Below are 25,659 nucleotides of genomic sequence, written 5' to 3' on the forward strand. Positions count from 1 at the left end.
GAGGAAGCTCTTCCATGTCCCGTATCGAATCCCGCGTTCCCGCCTCCGGCGAGACGTTTGAACGCAACGCCGAAGCCTACCGCCAGCTGCGCGAGCGCATCGCCGCCGCCCGCGACGCCGCCTTGCAAGGCGGCGGCCCGGAGGCGCGCGCCAAGCAAGCGGCCAAGGGCAAGCTGTCCCCGCGCGAACGCCTATCCCTGCTGCTGGACCCCGGCACGCCCTTTCTGGAGATCGGCCAACTGGCCGCCCACGACGTGTACGAGCACGCGGTGCCCTGCGCCGGCATCGTCACCGGCATCGGCATCGTCGCCGGCCACGCGGTGGCGGTGTTCGCCAACGACGCCTCGGTCAAGGGCGGCACTTATTACCCGCTGACGCTGCGCAAGCATCTGCGCACCCAGCAGATCGCCCGTGAACAAGGCCTGCCCTGCCTCTATCTGGTGGATTCCGGCGGAGTCTACCTGCCCTTGCAGGAAGACATCTTCCCGGACGAGCAGCACTTCGGCCGCATCTTCCGCAATATCGCCGAGATGTCGGCGCTGGGCCTGCCGCAGATCTCGGCGGTGCTCGGCTCTTGCACCGCCGGCGGCGCCTACATCCCGGCGATGAGCGACGAAACCATCATCGTGCGCGGCAACGGCTCCATCTTCCTGGGCGGCCCGCAACTGGTGCGCGCCGCCACCGGCGTGATCGTGGACGCGGAAACCCTGGGCGGCGCCGATGTGCACGCCCGCGACAGCGGGGTGGCGGATCACTACGCGCTCAGCGACGAACACGCGCTGCGGCTGATGCGGGACATCGTCGCGCGCCGCGGCCGCGGCCGGCAGTACGCGCCGCCGCAAGCGCCGCGGCCGCCGCGTTACGATCCGGCGGAACTGGCCGGCATCGTCAGCGCCAACCCGCGCGAGCATATTCCGGCGCGGGAAATCCTGGCCCGGCTGCTGGACGACTCCGCCTTCGCCGAATACCGCGCCCGTTTCGGCGCCACCATTCTGTGCGGCACCGGCCACATCGGCGGCTATCCGGTGGGCGTGCTGATCAACGACGGCGTGCTGTTCTCGGAAAGCGCGCAAAAAGCGGCCAACTTCATCGAACTCTGCGCCCAACGCGGCATTCCGCTGCTGTTCCTGCACAATATCAACGGCTTCATGGTGGGCGCGGAATACGAGGCCGGCGGCATCGCCAAACACGGGGCCAAGATGGTCAACGCCGCCTCCTGCGCCCGCGTGCCCAAGTTCAGCATCCTGATCGGCGGCAGCTACGGCGCCGGCAATCTGGCCATGTGCGGCCGCGCCATCGGCCCGCAGTTGATGGCGATGTGGCCCAACGCCAAGACCACGGTGGTGGGCGGCGAACAGGCGGCGACGGTGCTGGCGCTGATCCGCGCCGAGCAATTGGAAAAACAGGGCAAGGCCTGGACGCCGGAAGAAGAGGAAAGCTTCAAACGGCCGATCCGCGACGCCTACGAGCGCCAGGGCCAGGCGCTGTACGTGGCGGCCCGCATGTGGGTGGACGCCATCGTCGACCCGGCCCAGACCCGAGAATGGCTGGCGCTCAGCCTGGCGCTGGCCGCCGCCGCCCCGGTCCAAGACACCCGCTTCGGCGTATTCAGGATGTAAACACCATGTTCAAACGAATTTTGATCGCCAACCGCGGCGAGATCGCGCGCCGCATCGCCCGCAGCTGCCGGCGGCTCGGCATCGAGCATGTCGCCGTCTACTCCACGGCCGACGCCGGCGCCGCGCACCTGGAAGGGGCCGCGGAGCGGCGCTGGATAGGCGAGGCCCCGGCCAGCGCCAGTTATCTGAACGGCGAGGCCATCATCGCCGCGGCGCTGGACAGCGGCTGCGAGGCCATCCATCCCGGTTACGGCTTCCTGTCGGAAAACGCCGACTTCGCCCGCGCGGTGACCGCCGCGGGCCTGGTCTTCATCGGCCCCGACGCCGACACCATCGCCCAGATGGGCGACAAGGCGCGCGCGCGCCAATTGATGGCGGCGGCGGGCGTGCCGGTGACGCCGGGCTCGGCGGAAGCCACCGAGTCCTACGGACTGATCCTGGAGAGCTGCGCCGAGATCGGCTATCCGGTCATTCTCAAGCCGGTGGCCGGCGGCGGCGGCAAGGGCATGCAAGTGGTGTGGGAAGAAGCCGCGCTGCGCGAGGCGGTGGACGCCGCGGTGCGCGTCGGCCGCTCCAGCTTCGGCGACGGCCGCTTGCTGGTGGAGCGCTATATCGCGCGGCCGCGCCATCTGGAAGTGCAGGTGTTCGGCGACCGCCACGGCAATGTGGCGCATCTGTTCGAACGCGAATGCTCCTTGCAGCGCCGTCATCAGAAAATCATCGAGGAGGCCCCGGCCTGCGCGATGCCGGCCGCCACCCGCGCCGCGCTGCTGGACACCGCGGTGCGCGGCGCGGCGGCCATCGGCTACCAAAACGCCGGCACTTTTGAATTCATCCTGGCGCCGGACGGCCAGTTCTATTTCCTGGAGGTGAACACCCGCTTGCAGGTGGAGCACCCGGTCACCGAGGCCGTCACCGGACTGGACCTGGTGGAGTGGCAGTTGCGCGTCGCCGCCGGCGAAGCCCTGCCGCTGCGCCAGGAGGAGATCCGCGCCGACGGCCACGCCATCGAATGCCGGGTCTACGCCGAAGACCCACTGCGCGAGTTCGCGCCCATGCCGGGCAAGGCGCTGCTGGCGCGCTGGCCGCAAGGCTGCCGCGTGGACGCGGCTTTCGACGGCGACGGCGGCGAGGTGCCAGCTTTCTACGACCCGATGCTGGCCAAGCTGATCGCCCACGGCGGCAGCCGTGCCGCGGCCTTGGACGCGCTGCAAGCCGCCGCGCGCGACACCGCGCTGCCGGGCCTGAGCACCAATCTGGGCTTCATCGAGCGGCTGCTGCGCGAGCCGCGGGTGCGGGCCGGCGAGCTGGACACCCATCTGGTCGACCAGCTCGCCGCCGCGCCGGGAGCCGCGCCGCTGGCCGAGGCCGTCGCCTGCGCCGCCGCCGTCGAACTGACCCTGGCCTGCGTCGAATCGTCCTCGCCCTGGCAGGGCGGCATCGGCCCGCACGACCGCGCCGCGCTAGACCCGGACGCGCCCTTGGGCCGGCTGAGCTATCGCGCCGGCGCCTCGCGCTGGCAGGCGCGCTTGCTGGAACGCTCAGGCGCCCAGGTCCGCGCGGCGGTGGCGGAGCGGAGCCTGCGCGTGGAACTGCGCCGCGACGGCGAGCTGTGGCGCGGCGAGGTGGACGGGCGGCAATGGAGCGCCCTGCCCTGCGGCGACGACATGGAGTTGACGGTGGCCGGCCATCGCCTGCGCTTGCAGGCGGAGCAGCCGGAAGCCGCCGAGGCGGACGCCGACGCCGGCCAGCGGGTGGCCTCGCCGATGCCGGGCACGGTGGTGGCGCTGCCGGTGGCGGTCAATGAGCGGGTGGAGGCCAATCAGGTGATGGCCGTCGTCGAGGCGATGAAGATGGAAAACCGCATCTACGCGCCGCGCGCCGGCGTCGTCAGCGCGCTGCACTGCCGGGTGGGCGACATCGTCGCCGCCGACCAGCTGCTGGCCAGCGTCGCGGCCGACGACGTTTGATCGCGCTCTAGCCGCTCAACCATGAAAAAAGCGCGGGCCACGGCCCGCGCTTTGTCTTGGCTTGCTGGCGTTCAGGACTGCGCGGACGCGCTCAAACCGGCCAGTTGCTGCCGCTCCGGCTGCCGGAAATCCACCGCCATCATCACCGACAGCGCGGTGATGGTGATGATGGAAAAGAAGAACAGCTGACGCGCCCAGACGCGGTCGTCGATGCTGCGCTTGTAGCCGGACAAGGCCATCTTCAGCCACCACAGGCTGGTGGCCCCGGCCACCGCCAGATAGCCGTAGCCGGCGTAGCCGCCGAAGGCCAGCATCGCGGTGGCGGCGCCGAAGGCCAGGATGTAGAGCACGATCTGGCGCTTGGCGCTGGAAATGCCCTTGACCACCGGCAGCACCGGAATCCCCGCCGCCTGGTAATCCTGCAGGCGGAAGATGGCGATGGCGTAGGAATGCGGCATCTGCCACAGACAGAACATCAGCAGCAGGATGGCCGCGCCGGCGTCGAAACGGCCGGTCACCGCGCAATAGCCGGCCACCGGCGGCACCGCGCCGGACAAGCTGCCCACCAGGGTGCCGTACACCGAATGGCGCTTCATATAGAGGCTGTACACCCCCACATAGATGACGAAGCCGAACAGCACGCAGCCGAAGGCCAGCGGATTGGTCCAGCGCCACAGCGCGTAGAAGCCGGCCAGGCCGAGCAGCAGGCCGTGGGCCAGCGCCGCCCGCGCGCTCATCGCGCCGGTGACCAGCACCCGCTTGCGGGTGCGGGCCATCTTGGCGTCGATGTCCCGGTCGATGCAGTTGTTGATCGCGCAGCCGGACGCCACCACCAGCGAGAGGCCGGCCAGGGTGGCCAGCAGCAAGCTCCAGTCAACCCGGCCCTGGGCCGCCAGCAGAAAACCGCCGACGGCCGAGATCAGGTTGCCGAAGATGATGCCCGGCTTGGTCACCTGCAGATAGCGCTTGAATGTCAAGACGGTCTCTCTCAAACCCGCCTCAGCGCATCATCAGCGCGTCGGCGGTGTAGATGATCCAGATCGACAGCCCGACCAGCAGCACGATGACCATGCCGGTGAACAGGAAGGAGAAGGTATTGAGCTTGCCCTCCTTGCTGAAGTCCAGATGCAGGAAATACTTCAGATGCACCACGATCTGCACCACCGCCAGCGCGAAGATGCCGATGGCCGTCGCCTGCGGCGTGAAGGCGCCGCCCATCACCATCCAGAACGGAATGGCGGTGAGCACCACCGACAGCAGGAAGCCGATCAGATAGCTTTTCACGCTGCCGTGGGCGGCGTGTTGATGTGCCTGGCTCATCCCATGGCTCCTTTCAGGTAGACGACGGTGAACACGCAGATCCACACGATGTCGAGGAAGTGCCAGAACAGCGACAGGCAGTTCAGACGCGTCATCGCGCGGCCGGTCAGGCCGGTCTTGGCCACTTCCACCATCATCACCGCCATCCAGATCAGGCCGGCGGTCACGTGCAGGCCGTGCAGGCCCACCAGGCCGAAGAAGGCCGACAGGAAGGCGCTGACCTGCGGGCCGTGGCCCTCGGAGATCAGGTGGTGGAATTCGTTGATTTCCAGGCCGATGAAGGCGGCGCCGAACAGGAAGGTCATGCCCAGCCAGCCCAGCACCGCGGATTTATTGCCCTTCTGACCGGCGATCATCGCAAAGCCGTAGGTGATGGAAGACAGCAGCAGCGCCGCGGTCTCCACCAGCACGTATTGCAGATCGAAGATCTCCTTGCCGGACACGCCTTCCGCCACATTGCGGAACAGCACGGCGTAAGCCGCGAACGCGCTGGCGAACAGGATGCAGTCGGTCATCAGGTAGAACCAGAAGCCCAACACGGTTTGCGAACCGCTGTCGTGGTGCTCGTGGTCGTCGTGCGCTTCGTGCGCGTCTTTTACATAAGTCGTCATGTCGGATTCAACCTGTTACGCGGTGGTGGTCGGACGCGCCGCCTTGTGCGGCTGGGCCGGGTCGCGCTCGGTGTAGTTGTCCACATCGATGCCCAGTTTTTCGAAACGCTCGCGCTCGATGGCTTCCACTTCCTCCGGCTGCACGTAGTAGTCCAGATCGTTGTCGTAGGCGCGCGCCAGCATGCAGCCGACGATGCCCACCAGGCCGACGATGGCCAGCCACCAGATATGCCAGATCAGGGCGAAGCCCAACACCGTGGTGAAGCCGCCGATATAGACGCCCATCGCGGTGTTCTTCGGCATGTGGATGGGCTCGTAGGACTTGGGCACCGCGTAGGCCACGCCCTTTTCCTTCATGTCGGTGAAGGCGTCGATGTCATGCACCACCGGCAGCTTGGCGAAGTTGTAGAACGGCGCCGGCGACGAGGTGGACCATTCCAGGGTATGGCCGTTCCACGGGTCGCCGCTGACGTCGGCCAGCTTCTTGCGGTCGCGGATGCTGACCACGATCTGCAGCAACTGGCAGGCGATGCCGCAGGCGATCAACAGCGCGCCGAACAGCGCCAGGTACAGCCACGGCTCCCATTCCGGGTTGGTGGTGTAGTTCAGGCGGCGGGTCATGCCGAGGAAGCCCAGCACATACAGCGGCATGAAGGCGAACATGAAGCCGATCTGCCAGAACCAGAACGAGGCCTTGCCCAGTTTCGGGTTCAGCTTGAAGCCGAACACTTTCGGGAACCAGAAGGTGACGCCGGCCAGATAGCCGAACACCGCGCCGCCGATGATGGTGTTGTGGAAGTGGGCGATCAGGAACAGGCTGTTGTGCAGCACGAAGTCCGCGCCCGGCACCGCCATCAGCACGCCGGTCATGCCGCCGATGGAGAAGGTGACCATGAAGCCCAGCGTCCACAGGATGGGGGTTTCAAAGCGCAGGCGGCCGCGGTAAATGGTGAACAGCCAGTTGAACAGTTTCACCCCGGTCGGGATCGAAATGATCATGGTGGCGATGCCGAAGAAAGCGTTGACGCTGGCGCCGGAACCCATGGTGAAGAAGTGATGCAGCCACACCATGAAGCCCAGGATGGAGATCGCGCCGCTGGCGTAGATCATGGACTTATGGCCGAACAGGCGCTTGCCGGTGAAGGTGGACACCACCTCGGAGAAAATGCCGAAGGCGGGCAGCACCAGGATGTACACCTCCGGATGGCCCCAGGCCCAGAACAGGTTCAGATACATCATCGCGTTGCCGCCGGCTTCCGCGGTGAAGAAATGGAAGTCCAGATAGCGGTCCAGGCTCAGCATGGCCAGCGCGCCGGTCAGGATGGGGAAGGAGCTGGCGATCAGCACATTGGCCCAGGTGCAGGTCCAGGTGAAGATGGGCATGTCCATCAGCTTCATGCCGGGGGCGCGCATCTTGATCACGGTGACCAGGAAGTTGATCGCCGTCAGCGTCGTCCCTATCCCTGATATCTGCAAGGCCCAGGTGTAGTAATCCACCCCCACGTCCGGACTGAAGGCGATGCCGGCCAAGGGCGGATAGGCCACCCAGCCGGTGCGGGCGAAATTGCCCACGCCCAGCGACAGGTTGACCAGGATCACCGCCGCCACCAGCAGCCAGAAGCTCAGCGAGTTCAGGAAGGGGAAGGCCACGTCGCGCGCGCCGATCTGCAGCGGCACCACGATGTTCATCAGGCCAGTCATGAACGGCATCGCCATGAAGATGATCATGATCACGCCGTGGGCGGTGAAGATCTGATCGTAGTGATCCGGCGGCAGCACGCCGTGGCTGCCGCCGGTGGCGATGGCCAATTGCGCGCGCATCATCAGCGCGTCGGCGAAGCCGCGCAGCAGCATGATCATGGCGACGATGATGTACATCACGCCGATCTTCTTGTGGTCGACCGAAGTCAGCCACTCATGCCACAGATAGCCCCATTTGCCCATTTTGGAGATCAGGGCCACCAGCATCAGCCCGATCAGGCCGACGCCGCCCAGCGCGCCCATCACAATGGGCTCGTGGAAGGGGATGGCGTCCAGCGTAAGTTTGCCTAACAGCATGTCTTGATTACTCCTTCACCGTCAGCGGTTCGCACAGGCTCTTGGCCAGAGCGGCCAGCTTCACGTCGGCCTCGGTGGCGGCCAGCGAGGTGCGGCCGGTCATGTATTTGTGCAGCACGCCCTGGAACAGATAGGGGGTGACGGCGCCGTAATAGGCCACCGGGTTCTTTTCGCTGGGCAGCACCAGGCCGCGGTAGCCGTTCACGTCCAGCGTCTTGCCGGAGGCCTTGACCTTGGCGACCCAGGCTTCGAACTCCGCCGGCGTCTTGGTGGCGACGGCGTTGAACTTCATGCCGGAGAAACCGGCGCCGCTGTAGTTGGCGGAGAAGCCCTTGTACACGCCCGGCTCATGCGCCAGCAGATGCAACTGGGTCTGCATGCCGGCCATCGCGTAAATCTGGCCGCCCAATTGCGGGATGAAGAAGGAGTTCATCGCCGCGTCGGAAGTGATCTTGAAGTTCACCGGCACATTGCTGGGGAAGGCCAGCTCGTTGATCGTGGCGATCTGCTGCTCCGGATAGATGAACAACCATTTCCAATTCAACGCCACCACCTGCACCTCGATCGGCTTCTGGTCGGAATCCAGCGGGCGGTACGGGTCCAGCTTGTGGGTGGTTTCCCAGGTCAGCACGGCGAGGAAGGCGATGATGATGCAGGGAATCAGCCAGACCACTAGCTCGATCTTGGTCGAATGCGACCATTTCGGCTCATAGACGGCGTCCTTATTGCTGGCGCGGTACTTCCAGGCGAAGAAGAAGGTCATCAGGATCACCGGGATGACCACCAGCAGCATCAGCGCGGTTGCCGTGATGATCAGGGACTTCTGCTCCGCCGCCACGGGGCCCTTGGGGTCAAGGATTCCGCCTTGACACCCGGCGAGCAGCAGCGCCGAAGCTACAGCAAGTCCCCGCCACAGGCGTGAGGGTCTTTGGTTTCTCATCATTTACGACTTTACGGGTTGAACATTCTTGTTATCTCGCCCGGGCGCGTAAGGCTGCGCGCCATCGGCCCCGGCGGCGGTAATCCAGGCCCGGCTCATGACCGGACGGCAACGGCAAGCCCTTGCGCGGCCGACGGCCATGCAAATGCTATTGGCATAATAAAAAGCAATGCGGAACTCGCAGCGCGAGCTGATCAAAATCGAAAGGTCGGCATGATCAATCGACAGGGGCGACGCGAATCGCCCCGGGTGGATGACGCGACAGGAAAACGGCGACAAGCGGCCTTCCCCTGCTGGGACATCACAACGCTGACAGCCGGCGAACCCTCGGGCGGAGACGCGTCTTCCGGCGGGCAAGCAAGCCCTGGACGGCGCAGAAAGCGGCGGGAGCATCCCGGTTGTGAAGCCAGGCGGCGCTATTAAAAACAGTTCGCCCCCAACTTTCAAGGGCAAATTTGATCCAGGTTAACGGCCGCTCGCGGGGTAAATCCAGAGAGCTTGTTACAGATCAATGACGAAAATAGAGCCAAAGCGCAGACATGGCGTGATCTAGAACGAAAGCATGAAGTAAATACTCGAACCTATACACAGTTTCAAACTGTTACAAAAAAGCTGGAACTCCGCCCCTTGCAGTGCACAAAAACAACGGGATTCAATACAAATCGCAACAAAAACATAAACCAAACAATATGGATTGACAGCAAGGAAAACGCCGGTCCCGCCTGGCTCAGGCGTCGGGCAGACATAGCAAGGCATTGCGCAGAAACGCTTCGAAACTGCGGCTCTCCACCAGCCGGGCGCCGGCGCGCTGACGCATGAAGGAAACGAACAGCTCGTAGATCGCCATCGCTTCCTCGTACTCGGTCTTGCTGATCGCCAGCAGGAAAATCACCCGCGCCACGCCGCCCTCCCCCCAGGCAATGCCGTGAGGCGCGATGATGGTGCACACCGTGGTCTTGCGCGCCAGCAAGCCCAGCGAGTGCGGCAAGGCGATGCCGTCGCCCAGCATGGTGCTGAGGATGTCCTCGCGCTCGCGCACCGAAGGCAGGAAATCGGCGTCGACATAGCCTTCCTCGCGCAGCCGCCCGCAAACGCGCTCGAACAGCGCCTGCTGGCTCAGCCCCTGCTCCGCCACCCAGAAATGCTGGGCGGAAAAATAGCGCTCCAGCATATAGGGCCGGGTGCGGTCCACCGCCACCAGCCGCGCCAATTGCTCCAGCTGGTAATCCGACGGAAACGGCGACAGCAGCGCCACCGGCTTGCGCTTGTCCTCCAGCCTCACTGTGGACACCACGAAATCCGCGCCCACATGCTCCAGCGCCTCGTACTCCTGACAGGACAAGGCGGCGCACACCTCCAGCTGCGGAAAGCGACGCCGCAGCACCGCCTCCAGCGTGCGCAGCGTGGCGTTGCCGCCGTCGCACACCAGCAGGGCCTGCGGCCGGCGCAGATAACCGATCTGGTAATGGCGCTCCAGCCCCACGCCGATGTGCAGCACCAGATAGCCGATCTCGTTCTCCGAGATCCGGTACGGCGAGTGCTTGGCCCAACTCGACACCGCCGCCAGCGTGAAGTCGTAGGCCAGCGCGTAATGCTGCTTGATGTCGGCCAGCACCGGATTGGCCAGCGTGATCTGGTAACGCACCCGGGTGATCATGGTTTTGACGTGGGTGACCAGATCGTCGCGCAATTGCCGGTCGGCGCGCAGATCGTAGCGGTAATGGCGGTTGATGTAGTCGAGGATGTAGCGGACCAGCGCGTCGGCGTCGTCGGCGTTGATCGCGCTGGGCAATATGCCGCTCAGGCTGCGCGCGGCGATGTTGACGCAGAGGAAGGCTTGCTCGGCGGCGGCGATCTCCACCCCGCTCATGCGCCGCAGCAAGCCGGCGATGTGCGTCGCGGCCTGGGCCGCCGCCGGCGGCGCTTCCTCGCAGGAGAAATCCTGCAAGGGAAAACCGTCGACGATGCGCTTGGCCGCCACCGCGCAATAAAAGCTCAGGAACTGGGCGCCGTCGTCGCTGAGGCGGACACCGGCGCGGCTCAGGCAGCCGGGCAGGCCGGCGCGCACCGTCGCCAGCGCGTCGGCCAGCACCGGGTCCGCGCTCAACAAGGGATGGTCCGCCCGCTCCGCCGCCAGCTGCGCCAAGAGATCGCTGAGGCAGACGCGGATGGAGGATTCCGCGCCCAGCAGCTTCATGCCGTAATGCGGCTTGGCCTCTATGCTCAGGCCGTAGCCGGCCAGGCGCTCGCGCACCTCGGCCATGTCCGTCTGCAAGGTGGCCCGGCTGACGCACCAGGCGTCGGCCAGGTCCTGCAGCTTCAAGGCGTAAGCGGAGCCGAGGAACTGCGCCAGCAGATAATGCACCCGCTCGCCGGCCTGACGCGGAATGGCGCGGCCAGAGCCGGCCTGCGGCCGCACCTGCTGGAAGCGTTCCGGGTCGTCGGCCTGCAGCCGGTAGCCCTCGCCGCGCTTGAGCACGAAGCGCGCGCCGTGCTCGGCCAGAATGGCGTTGAGCGCGTCGATATCGTTGCGCACAGTGCGGGTGGACACCGCCAGCCGGCGCGCCAGCTCTTCCTGCGGCAACGCTTCCGCCTGCAGGGCGGCAAAGGCCTGGGCCAGCCGTTGATAGGGGAATTTGACCATGAGCCTCCTTCTTAAACCCATCCGCGCCCGGCCTCCCCGGACGCGTCTACAACAAGGCTTTCACCATCGACAACAGCCGCTCCACGTCGCCGGGCCGGGTTTCGCCGCTGGAGTCGATGATGGAACTGTACACATGCGGTATCACCTTGGGCACGCCGGCCTCCAGCGCCAGGCGGACGATCTCGCTGAAATTCTCCAGCGTGATGCCGCCGGTGGGCTCCAGCCAGAAATCATGCCGCGCGCAGGCTTCCGCCACCGCCAGGTATTCGTCGCGGCAATCCAGCCCGCCCATGGGGAAGTACTTGATCGAACTGCCGCCCATATCCTTGAGCATGGCGATGGCGGTGTCCACCGGCGCGGCGCAGACCGGCGCGCCGGCGCTGAGCGGGCCGGTGGACACCTTGACCAGGCCCGGAATGCCGCTGGGCGAAACCAGGCCGTTGACCACGGTACGCGCCTGACCCAGCAGCGCGCGGCTGGCGCCCACGCCGGTGAACACCTGATTGACGTGCTGCGGCTGCACTTGGCCGGCAATGGCGCTGACCATGTCGGACTGGCGCGGATCGCCGGCGCCCAGTCCCACCGACAAGGCGTTGTCTATCAAGGCCGCGTACTCGCGCATGTCCGCCACCGCGCTGTCCACGTCGGCGTAGTTCTTCGACAGCACGCCCACCAGCACATGGCCTTCCGCCGCCTGATGAATCTGACGGGCATTGTGCTTGCTTCCAGCCAGTACATTCAAGCAAACGCGGTCCTGATAAAAATGGGGTTCCAGTTTCATGCCTTCTCTCCCGTCAGCAAGCGGCGGATGCGCGTGCCGATCTGTTCCAGCTGAGCGGCGTCCACGCTGCGCGCGTCCACCTCCAGCTTGCCCTCGTTGGCCCGGTATTCCCGGAAATAAATGGCGACCTCGCCCTGTTTCAGCGCGGCGGCGGCGGCCACCGCGCTGACGCCGGTGGCGCTGGCGTCGAAAGCGATCTCGGCGCGGGCGATGTCGCGGCCGGCGGCGTCCCAGACCAGGCGCGCGCTGACGCCGGCCAACTGGTTCAGCCCGGCGATGAAGGGCCGCAGCCGCTCCGCCATCGCCGCCCCGCTTTCCTTGTCCTGCTTCAGATAGCGTTCTATCGCGCACGTCAGGCCCAGAATGCCCTCCTTGCCCACCTTCATCGCCCGGCCTATGCCCTGGCTTTGCAGCTTGACCCATTCCACATACTGGCGGCGGCCCAGCACCAGGCCGCTGGTCGGCCCCTCTATCGCCTTGGCCCCGCTGTAGATCACCAGGTCCGCGCCCAGCCGGTAATACTCGCGCAAGTCTTCCTCCGCCGCCGCGTCGACGATCAGCGGCACCTTCCGGCGGCGCGCCACTTCGGCGGCCTCGGCCACGCCGAGCACGCTTTTCTGCAAGGCGTGGTGGGACTTGATATAGAGGATGGCGGCGGTGTCGGGACCTATCGCCGCCTCCAATTGCGCGGCCGAGCACTCATTGCCCCAGCCGGCCTCCACCACCTGGCCGCCGCCCAGCGCCACCATGGCGCCCACCGGTGCGCCGAAATTGACGTTGTGCCCCTTGGGCAGCACGATCTCGCGCGGTCCGGCCACCGGCTGCGCGTGCAGATTCACCAGCAGGCGCGGGTCGTCGCGGACGATGACGGCGGCCACGGACTGGGCAATGCCGGCGGCCGCGCAGGACACCACCGTCGCGGCCTCCACCTCCAGCAGCCGGGCGATGTAGTCGCCGGTCTTGTCGACCAGATCCTTCATCTCGAAATACCGCTCCAGGCCCTGGACCATCGCCGCCCTCACTTCCGGCGCCGGCGTGGACACGCCGAGCAGGGTCATGCGGCCGGAAGCATTGATCACCGGCTTAAGCTGGTACTGCTCATAGATCGAAGACATGACAAGCCTTTCCTTGTTCGGTGGGCAGCAAGACGCCGCCCGCCACCGCCGCCAGCGGCGTCAGGTGCCGCACGCCGGTCAGCGTGTCGCCGTCGCAGTCGCTCTGCGGCCGCGGCGCGGTTTCAATGTCGAAGATGGTCAGATCGGCGTCCGCTCCCGCTTCCAGCCGGCCTTTGCCGCCCAGTCCCAGCGCTTCCGCCGGCCGCCGGGTCACGCAGTCCAGCACCCTCTCCAGCGGCATGCCCAGGCTCAGGAATTTGGACATCACCGCCGCCAGGCCGAACACCGGCCCGGCCACGCGGTTGCGGCAATAGATGTCCGAGCTGATGGTGTCCGGGTACAGGCCCAGCGCCATGGCCTCGCGCGCCACGCGGAAACTGAAGCTGGCGCTGCCGTGGCCGACATCCAGCAGCACGCCGCGCTCGATCGCCGCCCGCACCGAGGCGCGCAGCGCGCCGGCGGCGTCCAGGATGCGGTTGGGCTTGCCGTTGAAGCAGTGGGTGACGATGTCGCCCGGCTCCAGCCATTCGGCGATCTCGTCCAGCGACGGCGGGGTGTTGCCGATGTGCACCATCAAGGGCAGCGGCCCGAAGCGCCGCTGTATCTCCTTGGCCCGCGCCAGCGGCGCGACGCCGTTGGCGCCGACCACGCTGCCGCTGAGCCGCGCCTTGATGCCGACGATGAAATCGCGATGCGCGCGGATGGCCGCGCCGGCCAGCACCACGTCGACGTCGTCCAGATTGGCCAATTCATGCTGGGTGACGAGGCCGATGCGCGAGATGTTCAGCAAGGCGCGCACATCGGTGCGGCAAGCGCCGGCCAGCTCGCGGAAGGCGGCGACGTCGTCGGCCCCTACGCTGCCGGCGTCCACCACCGTGGTGACCCCGCCGGCCACGCCCACCTGATCCGGCTCGTCGTGATAAATCGGCGAGGCCGGGTTGCAATGCACATGGCCGTCTATCCAGCCGGCGCTGAGCCGCCAGCGTCCGTCCAGCCGCAGCGTGCGCCGGGCCGGGCCGTCCAGCCGCCCCAGCCCGGCGATCTTGCCGTGGCGGACCGCAATGTCCATTACCGAGCCGTCGGCCAGCAAAGCGTCCTTGATCAGCAAATCATCCATCGCCGCCTCCTCAGGCAATCGCCACCGGGAACAGCGTGCCCAGCAGCATCGCGCCCAAGATCGCGCCGCCGGTGATGGGCTTGCCCCACAGATAGAAGACCAGCGCGCCCAGCAGCGAGCCGACGCCGATGGGGATCGACGCCGCCATCGCCGACAGGATGATCAGCGGGCCGAGGAAGCGGCCGGAGGAGTTGCCCGCGCCCATCATCACGTCGGCGCCGTAAGTGGAATTGCCCTGATTGATGGTGAATTTGCGCGCGAAAATAATGACCGCGCCGATCAGCAAGCCGATCACCATCCCGGTGGCCAGCGCCGCGCCGAAGTTTTCCACCGGAAACAAGATGCCGGCGCCGAGGAACATCGCCGGAATGCCCAGGCCGACGCCGGTCATGATGGCGCCGCCGATGTCCAGGATGCCCACCAGCGAGCCCTCTATCACCCGGGCGAACAAGAAGCTGGCGCCGAAGGCGGCCACCGCGCCGTAGACGCCGGTGTCCATGCCGGCGCGCAGCATCGACACGAAGGCCACCTCGTTGAAAGCGCCGATGCCGTAGACGTAATACATATGCGTGCCGGCGAACACGCCGGCGGACAACAGCCCCACCAGCAAGGGAAAAGACCAGTCCGCCAGCCAGAAACCCCCGGTTTGTGCTTGTTCAGTCATCATTCTCTCCTTCAACCTCAAGCGCCGCGCACGGCGGCGTGCAGCAGTTCCAGCCAGGACGGGGCGTTCAGGTGGAAGCTGCTCAGCAGCTTCAGATCAAAGCCGCGGAAGAAGGCGCTGAGCGCGAACAGCGCCACGATGGCCGCCATCATCAGCTTGGTGATCTTGTTCCAGCCGCCCTCGTCCACGCCCTTGCCGATCAGAATGCCCAGCACCAGGCCCGGCACCGCATTGCCCATGATCAGTTGGGCCAGGCCGCCGAACACCGTGCCCCACAGACCGGAACGCCGGCCGGCCTCAATCGCCGCCAGCCAGAAAATCACCGGCATCACAGTGTTGACCAAGAGGTTGGCCGCGGGCACCAAGACCTTGACCGCGGTGATTTGCAGCGAAGCCGGCACCGCCGAAGCGGTGGTGTTCAGGAAGGCCACCAGCAGCATGCCGATTACCCCGCACACCAAGGCCATCTTGCGCGGGTTGTGCAGGGTCTCCGCCAGATTGCGGTTGCGCGCCAGCAAAGCCGCGGCGCCCCAGTGCGGAATCACCCGGTGGTCGATGTCCTGGGTGAAGGCGCCGGCGGCCACCGACGAGGCCCAGGCGTTGAAGAAAAAGCCCAGGCCGAAGGAAAAATGCGAGGCCGGGTCGCCCTCGCAGGAATTGAGCTCGCCCAGGGTGCGGAAAGCGCCCATGCCCTGGGAAGTCGGCGCGTGGAACATGCGGGCCGCGCCGGCGCCCACCGCGACGCCGACCAGACCGCCTATCAACAGCGACTTGAGAAGAATGATCAGAAGCATGGCTTCCTCCTCGGAATGAAACGACAGCCGGCGCCTAAACCTGGCGCGCGACGAAGGGCACGGCCTCGATATCCAACGCCGTCACGCTGACCTCCACCTCCAGCGTGACGGCGTAGCTGAGCCTGTCCCGCGGCAGGAAGAAGAACAGAAAGCGCTCGCGGCGGCGGATCTCCTCCGCCGCGACCACCGTCACCCGCATGGGCTCGATGCGCAACAGCACCGGATGGCCGGCCGCCGTCACCGCGCGCTGCACGCCGGACAAGGCGTCGGCGCAAGCTTGCGCCTTGCTGTCGCCGCGGCCGCTGACCGTCACGCTGGACTCGAAACGCCTTTGCATCGCTCAGCCGCCGTATTTCTTCTGATAGGCCGCCACCAGCCGCTGCCCCAGCTCTTCCTTGTCCATGAAGCCGAAGCCGAGCACGGTGTAGCCCTCCTCGATCGCGGTCACGCCCTCCTCCACCGAACGCATGCCGTACTTGGCCTTGTAGCCGTACTTGGTCTGCGCGGTGATGGCGCCGGCGCCGCCGCTGCCGCAGAAGGAAATGCCCAGCTGCGCGCCCTCCGCCTGCATCACGTCGCCCAGCTTCATATCCGCGGCCATGCCCGCGATCACCACCGCGCGCGCGCCGGCGGCCTCCGCGCCCGCGCCCACTTTCTGTCCCTTGCCCAGACGGTCGCCAATCACTACGGTTATCTGTGTCATTGTCTTCTCCTCTATCTCTCTATCTATGCACGGCGGACTTCAGGCCTTGTTCTTGGCCATCTCGAAATGAATGGACAGCAAAAGCGCTTCTTCTTCCGGCAGATTGCCGAACAGGGCCACCACCGCGGCGGACAGCCGCCGCGTGGTGTCCGAGATCTCGTCGAACAGGCTCTTGTCGAAATCCGGCAGCCCTTCGCCGGTCAGCGAGCGGCGCGCCATCGCCAGCACGTGCGAATCCAGCTTCTGCTGCTGAACCTCGGTCAGAGACTTGCCGGCCGCATCCAGCAAGGCGGGAATCTGCCCCAGAACCTGGTCCGCCAGGCGGCGGATCGCGGTCTGGTCGACGGCGGCGGGACGGACTTGATCGTTCATGAGCTTTCCTTTGCAAAACGGTTGGCGATGTCAGGAAACTGTAATCAAGCCGCCGGCAACTGTGGACCGGTGGATTTTCCGCTTCGAAACGGAAATCGCCTGCTCGCCGGGCGGAAACAAGGCGGTCCTGACCGTGCTTGCAGTTGAAGCGCGCGGCGGCTCGGGCGATACTTCGCGGATTGACCACTGAATAGATGGATGCAAGGCATGACCCACCGCATCGTGTTTGTAGAAGACGACGCCGACCTGGCCGAGCTGATCAGCGACTTTCTGTCCCGCCATGAAATGGACGTGGTGGTGGAACCGCGCGGTGACGCCGCGCTGGACACCATCGCCCGCGAAGCGCCGGACCTGGTGCTGCTGGACATCATGCTGCCCGGCAAAGACGGCCTCTCCATCTGCCGCGAGCTGCGTCCCAAATTCGACGGCCCCATCATCATGCTGACCTCGCTGGACAGCGATATGAACCAGATCCTGGGCCTGGAACTGGGCGCCAACGACTACATTCTGAAAACCACGCCGCCCTCGGTGCTGGTGGCGCGGCTGCGCGCCCAGCTGCGCAATCTGCGGCCCGCTCCGGCCAACGCCGACGCCGCCGCGCCCAAGCCCGGCACCCGCAAAGTGGTGTTCGGCCAACTGGCGATAGACCCGATCAGCCGCGACGTGACGCTGGCCAATGAAAAGATCCCGCTGTCCACCTCGGACTTCGATCTGCTGTGGCTGCTGGCCAGCCACGCCGGCGAAACCCTGAACCGCGACATCCTGCTCAAGGAAATGCGCGGCGTCAGCTACGACGGCCTGGACCGCAGCATAGACGTGGCCATCTCGCGGCTGCGCAAGAAACTGGGCGACAATCCCAGCGAGCCGTTCCGCATCAAGACGGTGCGCAACCGCGGCTATCTGTTCTCCTTGTCCGGCTGGGAGTAAGCGCGCATGCGCCGATTGTTCATCCAGTTCTACCTGCTGCTGATGACCTGTTTCCTGGTGGCGGTGGTCTTGGTGGGCGCGGTCTACAAGCAGGCGGTGGACGACGTGGGCGAGCGCTATCTGTCCGACCTGCTGCGCACCACGCTGTCGCTGATCGAAGCCGATCTGCGCGGCGTGCCGGAAGACCGCTGGAGCGAAACGCTGGCCAACTCCGACCACGGCTTCACCTTCCGCGTCAAAGTGGAGAAGATGAGCAGCTATCTGCTGGACGACGAATCCAAGCAGGCGCTGGACCGCGGCGAAATCGTGATGCTGGAAGACAAATACGTGTTCCTGCAAAAGCTGGAGGACAGCAACTACCTGTTGGTGGCCGGTCCGCTGCGCTATCTATTCTTCCTGCACCAGCTCAAATGGTTCGACTACGCGCTGCTGGGCTTCATCGGCCTGTCGCTGGCGATACCGGTGTTTCTATGGATGCGGCCGCACTGGCGCGACCTGGTGGCGCTGGAGCAGACCGCCGGCAAGCTGGCCAGCGGCAATCTGTCCGCCCGCGTGGACCTGCCGCCGCGCTCCGGCGTCAGCCAGCTGGGCGTCGCCTTCAACCACATGGCCGACAATATCGCCGCGCTGATCAATAGCAAGAAAACCCTGACCAACGCCGTGGCCCACGAGTTGCGCACGCCGCTGGCGCGGCTGCGCTACCGGATGGCGCTGCTGGAAGGCGACGAGAGCAGCCCGGAGCGGCAGGCGATAGAGCGCGACCTCTCCGCCATCGACAAGCTGGTGGAGGAGCTGCTGCTGCACGCGCGGCTGGACCGGCCGGAAGCTCCGCTGAAGCTCAGCAGCTTCGACGCCATCCCCTGGGCCAAGGACCGCATCGCCGGCCAGGCCGCGCTGACGCAGGACATTCAATGGCTGGAGCCGGCCGGGGCCAGCCTGGCCATCACCGCCGACGAACACCTGCTGACCCGGGTGCTGGACAACTTCCTGTCCAACGCCCGCCGCCACGCCAACCGCCTGGTGCAGACCAGCATCATCGTCGAGCAGCGCCACTGCATCATCATGGTGGACGACGACGGCCCCGGCATTCCGGAACAGGACCGCGGCCGGGTGTTCGACGCCTTTGTGCGGCTGGACGAAAGCCGCGGCCGCAAGACCGGCGGCCACGGCCTGGGCCTGGCCATCGTCGCCGGCATCGCCCGCGCCCACCGCGGCGAGGTGAAAGTGGAAAGCTCGCCGCTGGGCGGCGCGCGCTTTCTGTTCCGCTGGCCGATCTGACATCCGCCGTCGCCGCGCCTGTACATTCCGTAACATTGGGATACACAGAAGGCATAGACTCAGCCCCTTGTCATGGTTAGCATTTCGGCCTGAAAAGGACTACATGTCCACTTTCATACCAATCCAAGAAACTTAGGAGTTTCATAAATGAAAAAGCTGGCTCTGCTTGCTCTGACCGCTGCTTTCAGCCTGGTGTCCGTTAACGGCTTCGCCGCTGAAAAAGCTGCTGCTTCCGCTCCGGTTGCGATCCACAAGGCTAAGAAAGCCGAGAAAAAAGTAGCGAAGAAAGAAGCTTCCGCTGCTCAAAAAGCTCAGGCCGCCAAAGCCGAAGCTTCCGCTCCGAAGGCTAAAAAAGCCAAGAAGCACGTAGCTAAGAAAGAAGCTTCCGCCGCTCAGAAAGCTCAAGCCGCCAAAGCTGAAGCTTCCGCTCCGAAAGCTAAAAAAGCCAAGAAGCACGTAGCCAAGAAAGAAGCTTCCGCCGCTCAGAAAGCCCAAGCCGCCAAGGCCGACGCTTCCGCTCCGAAAAAAGCCAAAAAAGCCAAAAAGCACGTAGCTAAGAAAGAAGCTTCCGCTGCTCAGAAAGCTCAAGCCGCTAAAGCCGACGCTTCCGCTCCGGCCAAAAAAGCCGCTAAAAAGCACAAAAAGCACGCTGCTAAGAAAGAAGCTTCCGCTGCTCAGAAAGCTCAAGCCGCTAAAGCCGACGCTTCCGCTCCGGCCAAAAAAGCCGCTAAAAAGCACAAAAAGCACGTAGCCAAGAAAGAGGCTTCCGCTGCTCAGAAAGCCCAAGCCGCTAAGAAAGAAGCTTCCGCTCCGGCCAAGAAAGCCGAGAAGAAAGCTTCCAAAAAAGCTGCTTCCGCTGCCAAGTAATCAGGCGGCGAGCATTGCCGGAACCTCCGGCAATCGCACATAATTCGGGGCGCTTCGGCGCCCCGTTTTCATTTGCAAGGCCAAACTCGATGAAACTCCCGCTGCTTGTCCTCAGTGTTCTGCTTGCCCTGCCGGCGTCCGCCGCCCCCACCGTCTCCGCGGAACACAAGATCCTGTTCTTCGGCCAGGACGATCGCGTCCGCACTCGCCCCGACCATCAACCCTGGCTCGCCGTCGGACAATTGCAAACCCGCTCCCGCACCATTTGCACCGGCGCGCTGGTGGCGCGCGACGTGGTGCTGACCGCCGGCCATTGCTTCGTCGACGAGAAAGGCCGTTTCGATCCGGCGGTCAGCTTCACCGTCGGCCTGTGGGGCGATGAATTCACCGCACGCAGCAAGATTTTGGAAGTGCAGGTGGACAAGAGCTTTCTCAAAGGCCTGGACCGCCGCGCCGACGGCCTCTACATCCCGCCGCGCATCGCGCCGCGCGACTTCGCCTTCGTCCGCCTGGCCACCCCCTTGGGCGACACCCAGGGCGTGCTGCCCGTCTTCAGCGGCAACGCCAAGCAGTTGCGCGAATTGCTGAACCAGCGGAGCTGGACGCTGACCCAGGGCGGCTACCCCATCGACGATCAAAAACACCTGCTGGTGCACAACGCCTGCAAGGCGACCAAGCTGCGCCCGGACGGCCGCCTGACCCACCGCTGCGACACGCTGGAAGGCAATAGCGGCTCGCCAGTGTTCGTGATGGGGCCGGGACAGCCGGTCATCGTCGCGGTGCAAAGCTCCGCCCCCACCGCCGCGCGGCGCAAGCAAGAAGACAATATGAGCGTCAGCGCGCCGATGTTCTACGATGCGCTGCAGCAGTTCATCAGCAAGAGCGCCAAGCCATGAAAAAAGCCCCGGCGACGGGGCTTTTTACTATTCAGGGCTTGCGCCCTCACTCCGCCAGCGCCTGGCGCTGCAGCGCCACCAGCTCGCGGATGCCGGAACGGGCCAGGCCCAGCATCGCCTGCAGCTCTTGATCGCCAAACGGCTCGCCCTCGGCGGTGCCCTGCACCTCAACGAAGCGGCCGTCTCCCGTCATCACCACATTCATATCGGTGTCGCAGTTGGAGTCTTCCGCGTAATCCAGATCCAGCACCGGCATGCCCTGATACAGGCCCACCGAAATGGCGGCCACCTGGTCGCGCAGCGGGTTCTCGCTCAGCTTGCCCTCGCGCAGCAGCAGGCCGATCGCGTCGGCCAAGGCCACGTAGGCGCCGGTGATGCTGGCGGTGCGGGTGCCGCCGTCGGCCTGGATCACATCGCAATCGATCTGGATCTGGCGCTCGCCCAGCTTCTCCAGATCCACCACGGCGCGCAGCGAGCGGCCGATCAGGCGCTGAATCTCCTGGGTGCGGCCGGACTGCTTGCCGGCGGAGGATTCGCGGCGCATGCGGGAGCCGGTGGAGCGCGGCAGCATGCCGTACTCGGCGGTCACCCAGCCGCGGCCCTTGCCCTTCAGGAAGCCCGGCACGCCGTCGTCCACGCTGGCGGTGCAAATCACCTTGGTGTCGCCGAACTCGATCAACACCGAACCTTCGGCGTGCTTGAGGTAGTGGCGGCTGATCCGCACCGTGCGCAGGGCATCGGCCGGGCGTTGGGAAGGTCGCATCATGTCATCGTCCAGAACGGTAAATGCCGACGATTATATCAGTCGCCACCGACGACGGCGCTTAGTCGCGCTTGCCCGCCACCCGGCTGGCCAGAATCTCCTGATGCATGGTTTCCAGATTGGAGTCCAGAATCATCCGTCCCATCTGACGCGGCGTCGCCGTTTCCGTGTCCAGCACGTCCTCGCGCTCGCCGTAGTCCTGCGTCTCGTCCAGCAGGGTGACCGCCGCCGCGGACAGATTGTCCCCGCCGGCGCCGGCGCGGCGCTCCGCCACATTCATCAGCGCCGGCAAGACCTGGCTGACATTGCGGCGGACGAAGACCTTTTCCAGCTCCGGGTCCATCACCTGCGACCACAGGCCGTCGGAGCACAGCAGAATGGAGCAGCCCGCGCCCACGCTTTGTTTCTCGCCGACGTCGATGTCCGGATCGCTGGCCGCGCCCAGACAGTTGTAAATCTTGTGGCGTTCCGGATGCACCTTGGCAGCGTCCTCGCTCAACTGGCCCTGATCGATCAGGCGCTGCACCTGGGAATGATCGCGCGAACGCAGACGCAAGCCCTTCTCATCCAGCAGATAGAGCCGGGAATCGCCGACATGACACCAGTACAAGTGCCCCTGCTGGATGATGGCCGCCACCACCGTGGTGCTCGGCACCTCCGGCAGCCGGTGGTCGGCGGCGTAATCGAGAATGACTTGATGCGCGGTGCTGACCGCGTTGACGAGAAAGCGATTGGGATGCGTCAGCGTCGGCGTGGCTTGCTGGTAAAACAGCTCGCTGAGCAGGTCCACCGTGATTTGCGCCGCCACTTCGCCGCGCATATGCCCGCCCATGCCGTCGGCCACCGCCAGCATCACGGTGTCGCGCGAGTGGGCGATCACCAGCCTGTCCTGGTTGTACGCTCGCCCGCCGATGCGGCTTTCCTGATAGATGGATAGTTTCATGCCGATCCCCTCATCACGAGCGTCCGCCAGTCAGGTTTTTTATCCATCCCACCCACTTGCTGCCCGCCAGTTCTTCCGGCGGACTGTACTCCTCCGCCATCAGGCGCTTTTGCAGCCCCGGCACGGTGGCCGGCCTCTCCTCCGGAGACAGCGCCAGGCACTGATCGGTCAGCTCCAGCAACTCGCGGGAGTACAAATGGCGGAAGGCCTTGCTCGCCGGCGTCAGCCGATCGCTTTCCTTGCGCTCCTTGGAAATCTGCGGCGTGCCGCCGCCCATGCAAGCGTAAAGACAGGCGCCCAGCGCGTAGATATCGGTCCACGGCCCTAGCGGCGCGTCTTTTTCATATTGCTCGGGCGCGGCGAAGCCCGGGGTGTACATCGAGGCGAAGTGCTTGTCGCGGCGCGACAAGGTCTGCCTGGCCGCGCCGAAATCCAGCAGCAGCGGCGCGCCGTTGCGGCGCAGATAGATATTGGCGGGCTTGATGTCCAGATGCAGCAGACGCTGCAGATGGACCTCCCGCAGCCCGGACAAGAGCGCGGCGAACCATTTGCGCAGGCGGCGCTCGTCCAGCCGTCCGCCGGCCAGTTCCAGTTCCCGCACCAGCGAGCGGCCGTCGGCGTACTCCATCACCATATAGACCGTCTGATTGGCGCGGAAGAAATTGATCACTCGCACCACGGTGGGGTGGGAAATGCCGGAGAGAATGCGCCCTTCCTCGAAAAAACACTTCAGGCCCAGATTGAAGGCCTCGCGGTCCAACTCATGCGGCACCGTCACGTGGCCGTCCTCGTCGCGCAGCGCCAGATTGCGCGGCAAGTACTCCTTGATCGCGAACTTATTGTCCTGATCGTCCAGCGCCAGATAGACAACACTGAAGCCGCCCACGGAGAGTTGGCGGACAATCGTGTACTCGCCCAGCCGGGAGCCGGCCGGCAAAGCGGTCTGCTGGTTCGATTGAGTCATGGGGTGTCAGTTGTTATAGTGTCCACAGGCCTTGGATTGAGCTTAGCAAAGCAATTCGGGCCCAGCCTTGAGAAAGTAAACAATCCGCTCATCTAAGGGGGTGTCTGATGATTTTAAGTATGACAGGCTTTGCCGCAAGCAGCAGGGAATTTCCCGGCGGTTTGCTGAGCCTAGAAATTCGCTCGGTCAACCACCGTTACCTTGATTTGCAAATGCGCTTGCCGGAAGAATTGCGCGTGATCGAGCCGCAATTGCGCGAGCTGATTTCCGCCAAGGTCAGCCGCGGCAAGCTGGAATGCCGCGTCGGCATCAATCAGGTGGACAGCGCCGTGCCGACGCTGGAATTGAACCAGGCCGTGCTGCAGCGCCTGATCGAGGTCTCGCAGCAGGTGCGCGAGCAGGCCGGCGAAAACCGCGGTCTGTCGGTAGGCGAGCTGATGCGCTGGCCCGGCGTGATGAAAACCAACGAGTTGCCGCCGGAAGTGCTGCAGCAGCTGTGCACGGAAAGCCTGGCGGTGGCGCTGAAGGACTTCAACGCCTCGCGCGGCCGCGAAGGCGAAAAACTCAAGGTGGTGCTGGAAGAACGCATCACCGGCATGGAAGCCATCGTCGTCGCCATCAAGCCCAAGCTGCCGGCCATTCTGGACGCTCATATGTCCAAACTGTCCAGCCGCCTGCAAGAAGCGCTGGGCAATGTCGACGAAGACCGGCTGAAGCAGGAATTCGCGCTGTTCGCTCAGAAAATAGACGTCGATGAAGAACTGGCCCGCCTCAGCACCCATCTCAGCGAAGTGCGCCGCATCCTGAAAGCCGGCGGTCAGTCCGGCAAGCGTCTGGACTTCCTGATGCAGGAGTTGAATCGCGAAGCCAACACGCTGGGGTCCAAATCGGTCTCCACGGAAACCACGCAGGCCTCGGTGGAGTTGAAAGTACTGATTGAACAGATGCGCGAGCAGATCCAGAATATCGAGTAAGCGCGGCGCCGGCGGCCAGAGCCGCCGCGGCAAGCCCTCCTAGACCTTAGGGAAAGACCAAAACATGACCAAAGCAGAACTGATCGCGGCCTTGGCCGAGACATCCGGCCTGAGCAAGGCCGACGTGCTCCGGGTGTTGGGCGCTTTTGACGAAGTGCTGCAAAACGCGCTGGCCAACGGCGACGAAATCACCACCGTGGTGGGCAAATACAAAGTCAAGGAAAGCGCCGCCCGCACCGGCCGCAATCCCAAGACCGGCGAGACCATCGAGATCGCCGCCAAGCGCAAAGTGGTGTTTCTGCCCAGCAAGCAGCTGAAAGACAAGGTCGCCTGAAGCGCCCTCCGGCGCTTCTGCTAAAACGGCGAGGCCTGGCCTCGCCGTTTTTTTGTCCGCCGCCTCAGTTCTGCCGCCAGATCAGCCGCGCGATCGCCGACGAATCCAGCTCGCCCTCGCCCTCGGCCACCAGCTGATCGATCAGGCCCGACACCCGTTCCGCCTCCGGCAAGCGGATGCCCTGCTCGCGCGCCGTCTCCAGCACGATGCGCATGTCCTTGGCGTGCAGCTTGGCCTTGAAGCCCGGCGCGTAGTTGTCGTCTATCATCCGCTGGCCGTGGACATCCAACACCTTGCTCTGCGCGAAACCGCCCAGCAGCGCGGCGCGCACCGGCGCGGGATCGACATTGCAGGCCTGGGCCAGCTTCATGATTTCCGCCACCGCGGCGACGCCGACGCCGACCGCGATCTGGTTGCAGGCCTTGGCCACCTGGCCGGCGCCGCTGGCGCCGATATGGGTGATGGTCTGCCCCATGGCCTGCAGGGCCGGACGCGCGCGCTCCAGGGCCTCGGCCTTGCCGCCGACCATGATGGTCAGCGTGCCGTTGACGGCGCCCACCTCTCCGCCGGACACCGGACAGTCCAGAAAGTCCACGCCGTAAGCCGCCAGTCTCTCCGCGATGCGGCGCGCGCCGTTGGGCGCGATGGTGCTCATGTCCGCGCAGACCAGGCCCGCGCCGGCGCCGTGAACCGCGCCTTGCTCGCCCAGCAGCACTTGTTCCACGTCCGCGGTGTCCGACACATTGGTGATCAGCAGCTCGACCTGGCCGGCCAGCTCGGCCGGGCTGTCCGCCCAGCTTGCGCCCGCCTGCAACAAGGGTTCGGCCCGTTCGCGGCTGCGCGCCCACACCGTCACCTGGTGGCCCGCCTTCAGCAGGTTCAATACGCAGGGACGGCCCATGATGCCCAGACCGATATAAGCGACTTTCATTTGCGACTCCACGATGAAAACGACGAGATTCATCGAGGATAAGGGGAAGCGCGCCGCAACGCCAGCGCGCGGCG

27 protein-coding genes are annotated in these 25,659 nt (G+C 65.2%); 9 read left to right on the forward strand and 18 right to left on the reverse strand.

The window, feature by feature from the left end; genetic code table 11:
* Positions 1-14: 14 nt before the first annotated feature.
* On the forward strand, positions 15-1,619 hold the full coding sequence (locus tag JC616_RS18830) for a carboxyl transferase domain-containing protein (RefSeq protein ID WP_227104779.1): 1,605 nt from the start codon (positions 15-17) through the stop codon (positions 1,617-1,619).
* Positions 1,620-1,624: 5 nt separating this feature from the next.
* Positions 1,625-3,589: an acetyl/propionyl/methylcrotonyl-CoA carboxylase subunit alpha gene (locus JC616_RS18835; RefSeq protein WP_227104781.1), complete on the forward strand. Its 1,965-nt coding sequence runs from the start codon at positions 1,625-1,627 to the stop codon at positions 3,587-3,589.
* A gap of 71 nt (positions 3,590-3,660) precedes the next feature.
* Here the strand turns inward: JC616_RS18835 and cyoE are convergent, their stop codons facing one another.
* The 14 genes from cyoE to JC616_RS18905 all read right to left on the reverse strand — a co-directional run bounded on the left by cyoE (position 3,661) and on the right by JC616_RS18905 (position 16,708).
* Positions 3,661-4,566, reverse strand: a complete 906-nt coding sequence (gene cyoE / locus JC616_RS18840; protein WP_227104783.1) for a heme o synthase — start codon at positions 4,564-4,566, stop codon at positions 3,661-3,663.
* A 22-nt stretch (positions 4,567-4,588) separates the two neighbouring features.
* Positions 4,589-4,909 carry a cytochrome o ubiquinol oxidase subunit IV gene (gene cyoD / locus JC616_RS18845; protein ID WP_227104785.1) on the reverse strand — a complete coding sequence of 107 codons (321 nt, stop codon included), beginning with the start codon at positions 4,907-4,909 and terminating at the stop codon, positions 4,589-4,591.
* The gene (cyoC, locus tag JC616_RS18850) at positions 4,906-5,520 is read right to left on the reverse strand and encodes a cytochrome o ubiquinol oxidase subunit III (protein WP_166452675.1); all 615 of its coding nucleotides are present in this window, start codon (positions 5,518-5,520) and stop codon (positions 4,906-4,908) included. Before cyoC ends, cyoD begins: the two co-directional genes overlap by 4 nt.
* Positions 5,521-5,535: 15 nt before the next feature.
* Positions 5,536-7,578, reverse strand: coding sequence for a cytochrome o ubiquinol oxidase subunit I (cyoB, locus tag JC616_RS18855; RefSeq protein ID WP_107800428.1), 2,043 nt, complete (start codon positions 7,576-7,578; stop codon positions 5,536-5,538).
* Positions 7,579-7,585: 7 nt separating this feature from the next.
* The gene (gene cyoA, locus JC616_RS18860) at positions 7,586-8,521 is read right to left on the reverse strand and encodes a ubiquinol oxidase subunit II (RefSeq protein ID WP_319792906.1); all 936 of its coding nucleotides are present in this window, start codon (positions 8,519-8,521) and stop codon (positions 7,586-7,588) included.
* Positions 8,522-9,245: 724 nt separating this feature from the next.
* Complete coding sequence (locus tag JC616_RS18865; protein WP_107800429.1) at positions 9,246-11,162, reverse strand: BglG family transcription antiterminator; 1,917 nt, start codon at positions 11,160-11,162, stop codon at positions 9,246-9,248.
* Positions 11,163-11,208: 46 nt separating this feature from the next.
* Positions 11,209-11,943, reverse strand: coding sequence for a 2-dehydro-3-deoxy-phosphogluconate aldolase (gene dagF / locus JC616_RS18870; RefSeq protein ID WP_227104787.1), 735 nt, complete (start codon positions 11,941-11,943; stop codon positions 11,209-11,211).
* Positions 11,940-13,058, reverse strand: coding sequence for a DgaE family pyridoxal phosphate-dependent ammonia lyase (locus JC616_RS18875; protein ID WP_227104789.1), 1,119 nt, complete (start codon positions 13,056-13,058; stop codon positions 11,940-11,942). Before JC616_RS18875 ends, dagF begins: the two co-directional genes overlap by 4 nt.
* Positions 13,042-14,175 (reverse strand): amidohydrolase/deacetylase family metallohydrolase, encoded by a 1,134-nt coding sequence (locus JC616_RS18880; RefSeq protein ID WP_227104791.1) that lies wholly within the window; start codon positions 14,173-14,175, stop codon positions 13,042-13,044. Before JC616_RS18880 ends, JC616_RS18875 begins: the two co-directional genes overlap by 17 nt.
* A gap of 10 nt (positions 14,176-14,185) precedes the next feature.
* Positions 14,186-14,839 (reverse strand): DUF4310 family protein, encoded by a 654-nt coding sequence (locus JC616_RS18885; RefSeq protein ID WP_019101591.1) that lies wholly within the window; start codon positions 14,837-14,839, stop codon positions 14,186-14,188.
* 17 nt (positions 14,840-14,856) lie between these two features.
* Positions 14,857-15,633, reverse strand: coding sequence for a DUF4311 domain-containing protein (locus JC616_RS18890; RefSeq protein ID WP_019101592.1), 777 nt, complete (start codon positions 15,631-15,633; stop codon positions 14,857-14,859).
* Positions 15,634-15,667: 34 nt separating this feature from the next.
* Positions 15,668-15,970, reverse strand: coding sequence for a DUF4312 family protein (locus JC616_RS18895; protein WP_043591096.1), 303 nt, complete (start codon positions 15,968-15,970; stop codon positions 15,668-15,670).
* A 3-nt stretch (positions 15,971-15,973) separates the two neighbouring features.
* A complete protein-coding gene (locus JC616_RS18900; RefSeq protein ID WP_107800435.1) occupies positions 15,974-16,336 on the reverse strand; it encodes an SFCGS family glycine-rich protein in 363 nt (120 codons plus the stop codon).
* 39 nt (positions 16,337-16,375) lie between these two features.
* Positions 16,376-16,708: a glycine dehydrogenase gene (locus JC616_RS18905; protein WP_107800436.1), complete on the reverse strand. Its 333-nt coding sequence runs from the start codon at positions 16,706-16,708 to the stop codon at positions 16,376-16,378.
* On the opposite strand from JC616_RS18905, the gene JC616_RS18910 reads away from it, so the two are divergent.
* From JC616_RS18910 to JC616_RS18930, 5 genes are all read left to right on the forward strand, one after another.
* Positions 16,707-16,898 (forward strand): hypothetical protein, encoded by a 192-nt coding sequence (locus JC616_RS18910; protein ID WP_146176699.1) that lies wholly within the window; start codon positions 16,707-16,709, stop codon positions 16,896-16,898. The two genes, JC616_RS18905 and JC616_RS18910, sit on opposite strands and share 2 nt — an antisense overlap.
* Before the next feature lie 17 nt (positions 16,899-16,915).
* Positions 16,916-17,635 (forward strand): two-component system response regulator RstA, encoded by a 720-nt coding sequence (gene rstA / locus JC616_RS18915; protein WP_039755039.1) that lies wholly within the window; start codon positions 16,916-16,918, stop codon positions 17,633-17,635.
* Positions 17,636-17,641: 6 nt separating this feature from the next.
* Positions 17,642-18,913, forward strand: coding sequence for a two-component system sensor histidine kinase RstB (rstB, locus tag JC616_RS18920; protein ID WP_107800437.1), 1,272 nt, complete (start codon positions 17,642-17,644; stop codon positions 18,911-18,913).
* 147 nt (positions 18,914-19,060) lie between these two features.
* A complete protein-coding gene (locus JC616_RS18925) occupies positions 19,061-19,780 on the forward strand; it encodes a hypothetical protein (protein WP_227104792.1) in 720 nt (239 codons plus the stop codon).
* Between the two features lie 89 nt (positions 19,781-19,869).
* On the forward strand, positions 19,870-20,676 hold the full coding sequence (locus JC616_RS18930) for a trypsin-like serine peptidase (RefSeq protein WP_107800439.1): 807 nt from the start codon (positions 19,870-19,872) through the stop codon (positions 20,674-20,676).
* Positions 20,677-20,722: 46 nt separating this feature from the next.
* Here the strand turns inward: JC616_RS18930 and rph are convergent, their stop codons facing one another.
* The 3 genes from rph to JC616_RS18945 form a co-directional block, all read right to left on the reverse strand.
* A complete protein-coding gene (gene rph, locus JC616_RS18935; RefSeq protein WP_107801945.1) occupies positions 20,723-21,439 on the reverse strand; it encodes a ribonuclease PH in 717 nt (238 codons plus the stop codon).
* Positions 21,440-21,500: 61 nt separating this feature from the next.
* Positions 21,501-22,382: a PP2C family protein-serine/threonine phosphatase gene (locus JC616_RS18940; protein ID WP_107800440.1), complete on the reverse strand. Its 882-nt coding sequence runs from the start codon at positions 22,380-22,382 to the stop codon at positions 21,501-21,503.
* A 13-nt stretch (positions 22,383-22,395) separates the two neighbouring features.
* Positions 22,396-23,346 (reverse strand): serine/threonine protein kinase, encoded by a 951-nt coding sequence (locus JC616_RS18945; RefSeq protein ID WP_081545449.1) that lies wholly within the window; start codon positions 23,344-23,346, stop codon positions 22,396-22,398.
* 107 nt (positions 23,347-23,453) lie between these two features.
* On the opposite strand from JC616_RS18945, the gene JC616_RS18950 reads away from it, so the two are divergent.
* Positions 23,454-24,320, forward strand: coding sequence for a YicC/YloC family endoribonuclease (locus JC616_RS18950; protein ID WP_107800441.1), 867 nt, complete (start codon positions 23,454-23,456; stop codon positions 24,318-24,320).
* 64 nt (positions 24,321-24,384) lie between these two features.
* Entirely contained in the window at positions 24,385-24,654 is a 270-nt protein-coding gene (locus JC616_RS18955) for an HU family DNA-binding protein (protein ID WP_048414328.1), read from the forward strand.
* Between the two features lie 64 nt (positions 24,655-24,718).
* Here the strand turns inward: JC616_RS18955 and JC616_RS18960 are convergent, their stop codons facing one another.
* The gene (locus JC616_RS18960) at positions 24,719-25,585 is read right to left on the reverse strand and encodes an NAD(P)-dependent oxidoreductase (protein ID WP_107800442.1); all 867 of its coding nucleotides are present in this window, start codon (positions 25,583-25,585) and stop codon (positions 24,719-24,721) included.
* Positions 25,586-25,659: the final 74 nt, after the last annotated feature.

The organism is Chromobacterium rhizoryzae, assembly GCF_020544465.1.
In the GTDB taxonomy this organism is placed as follows: Bacteria; Pseudomonadota; Gammaproteobacteria; order Burkholderiales; family Chromobacteriaceae; genus Chromobacterium.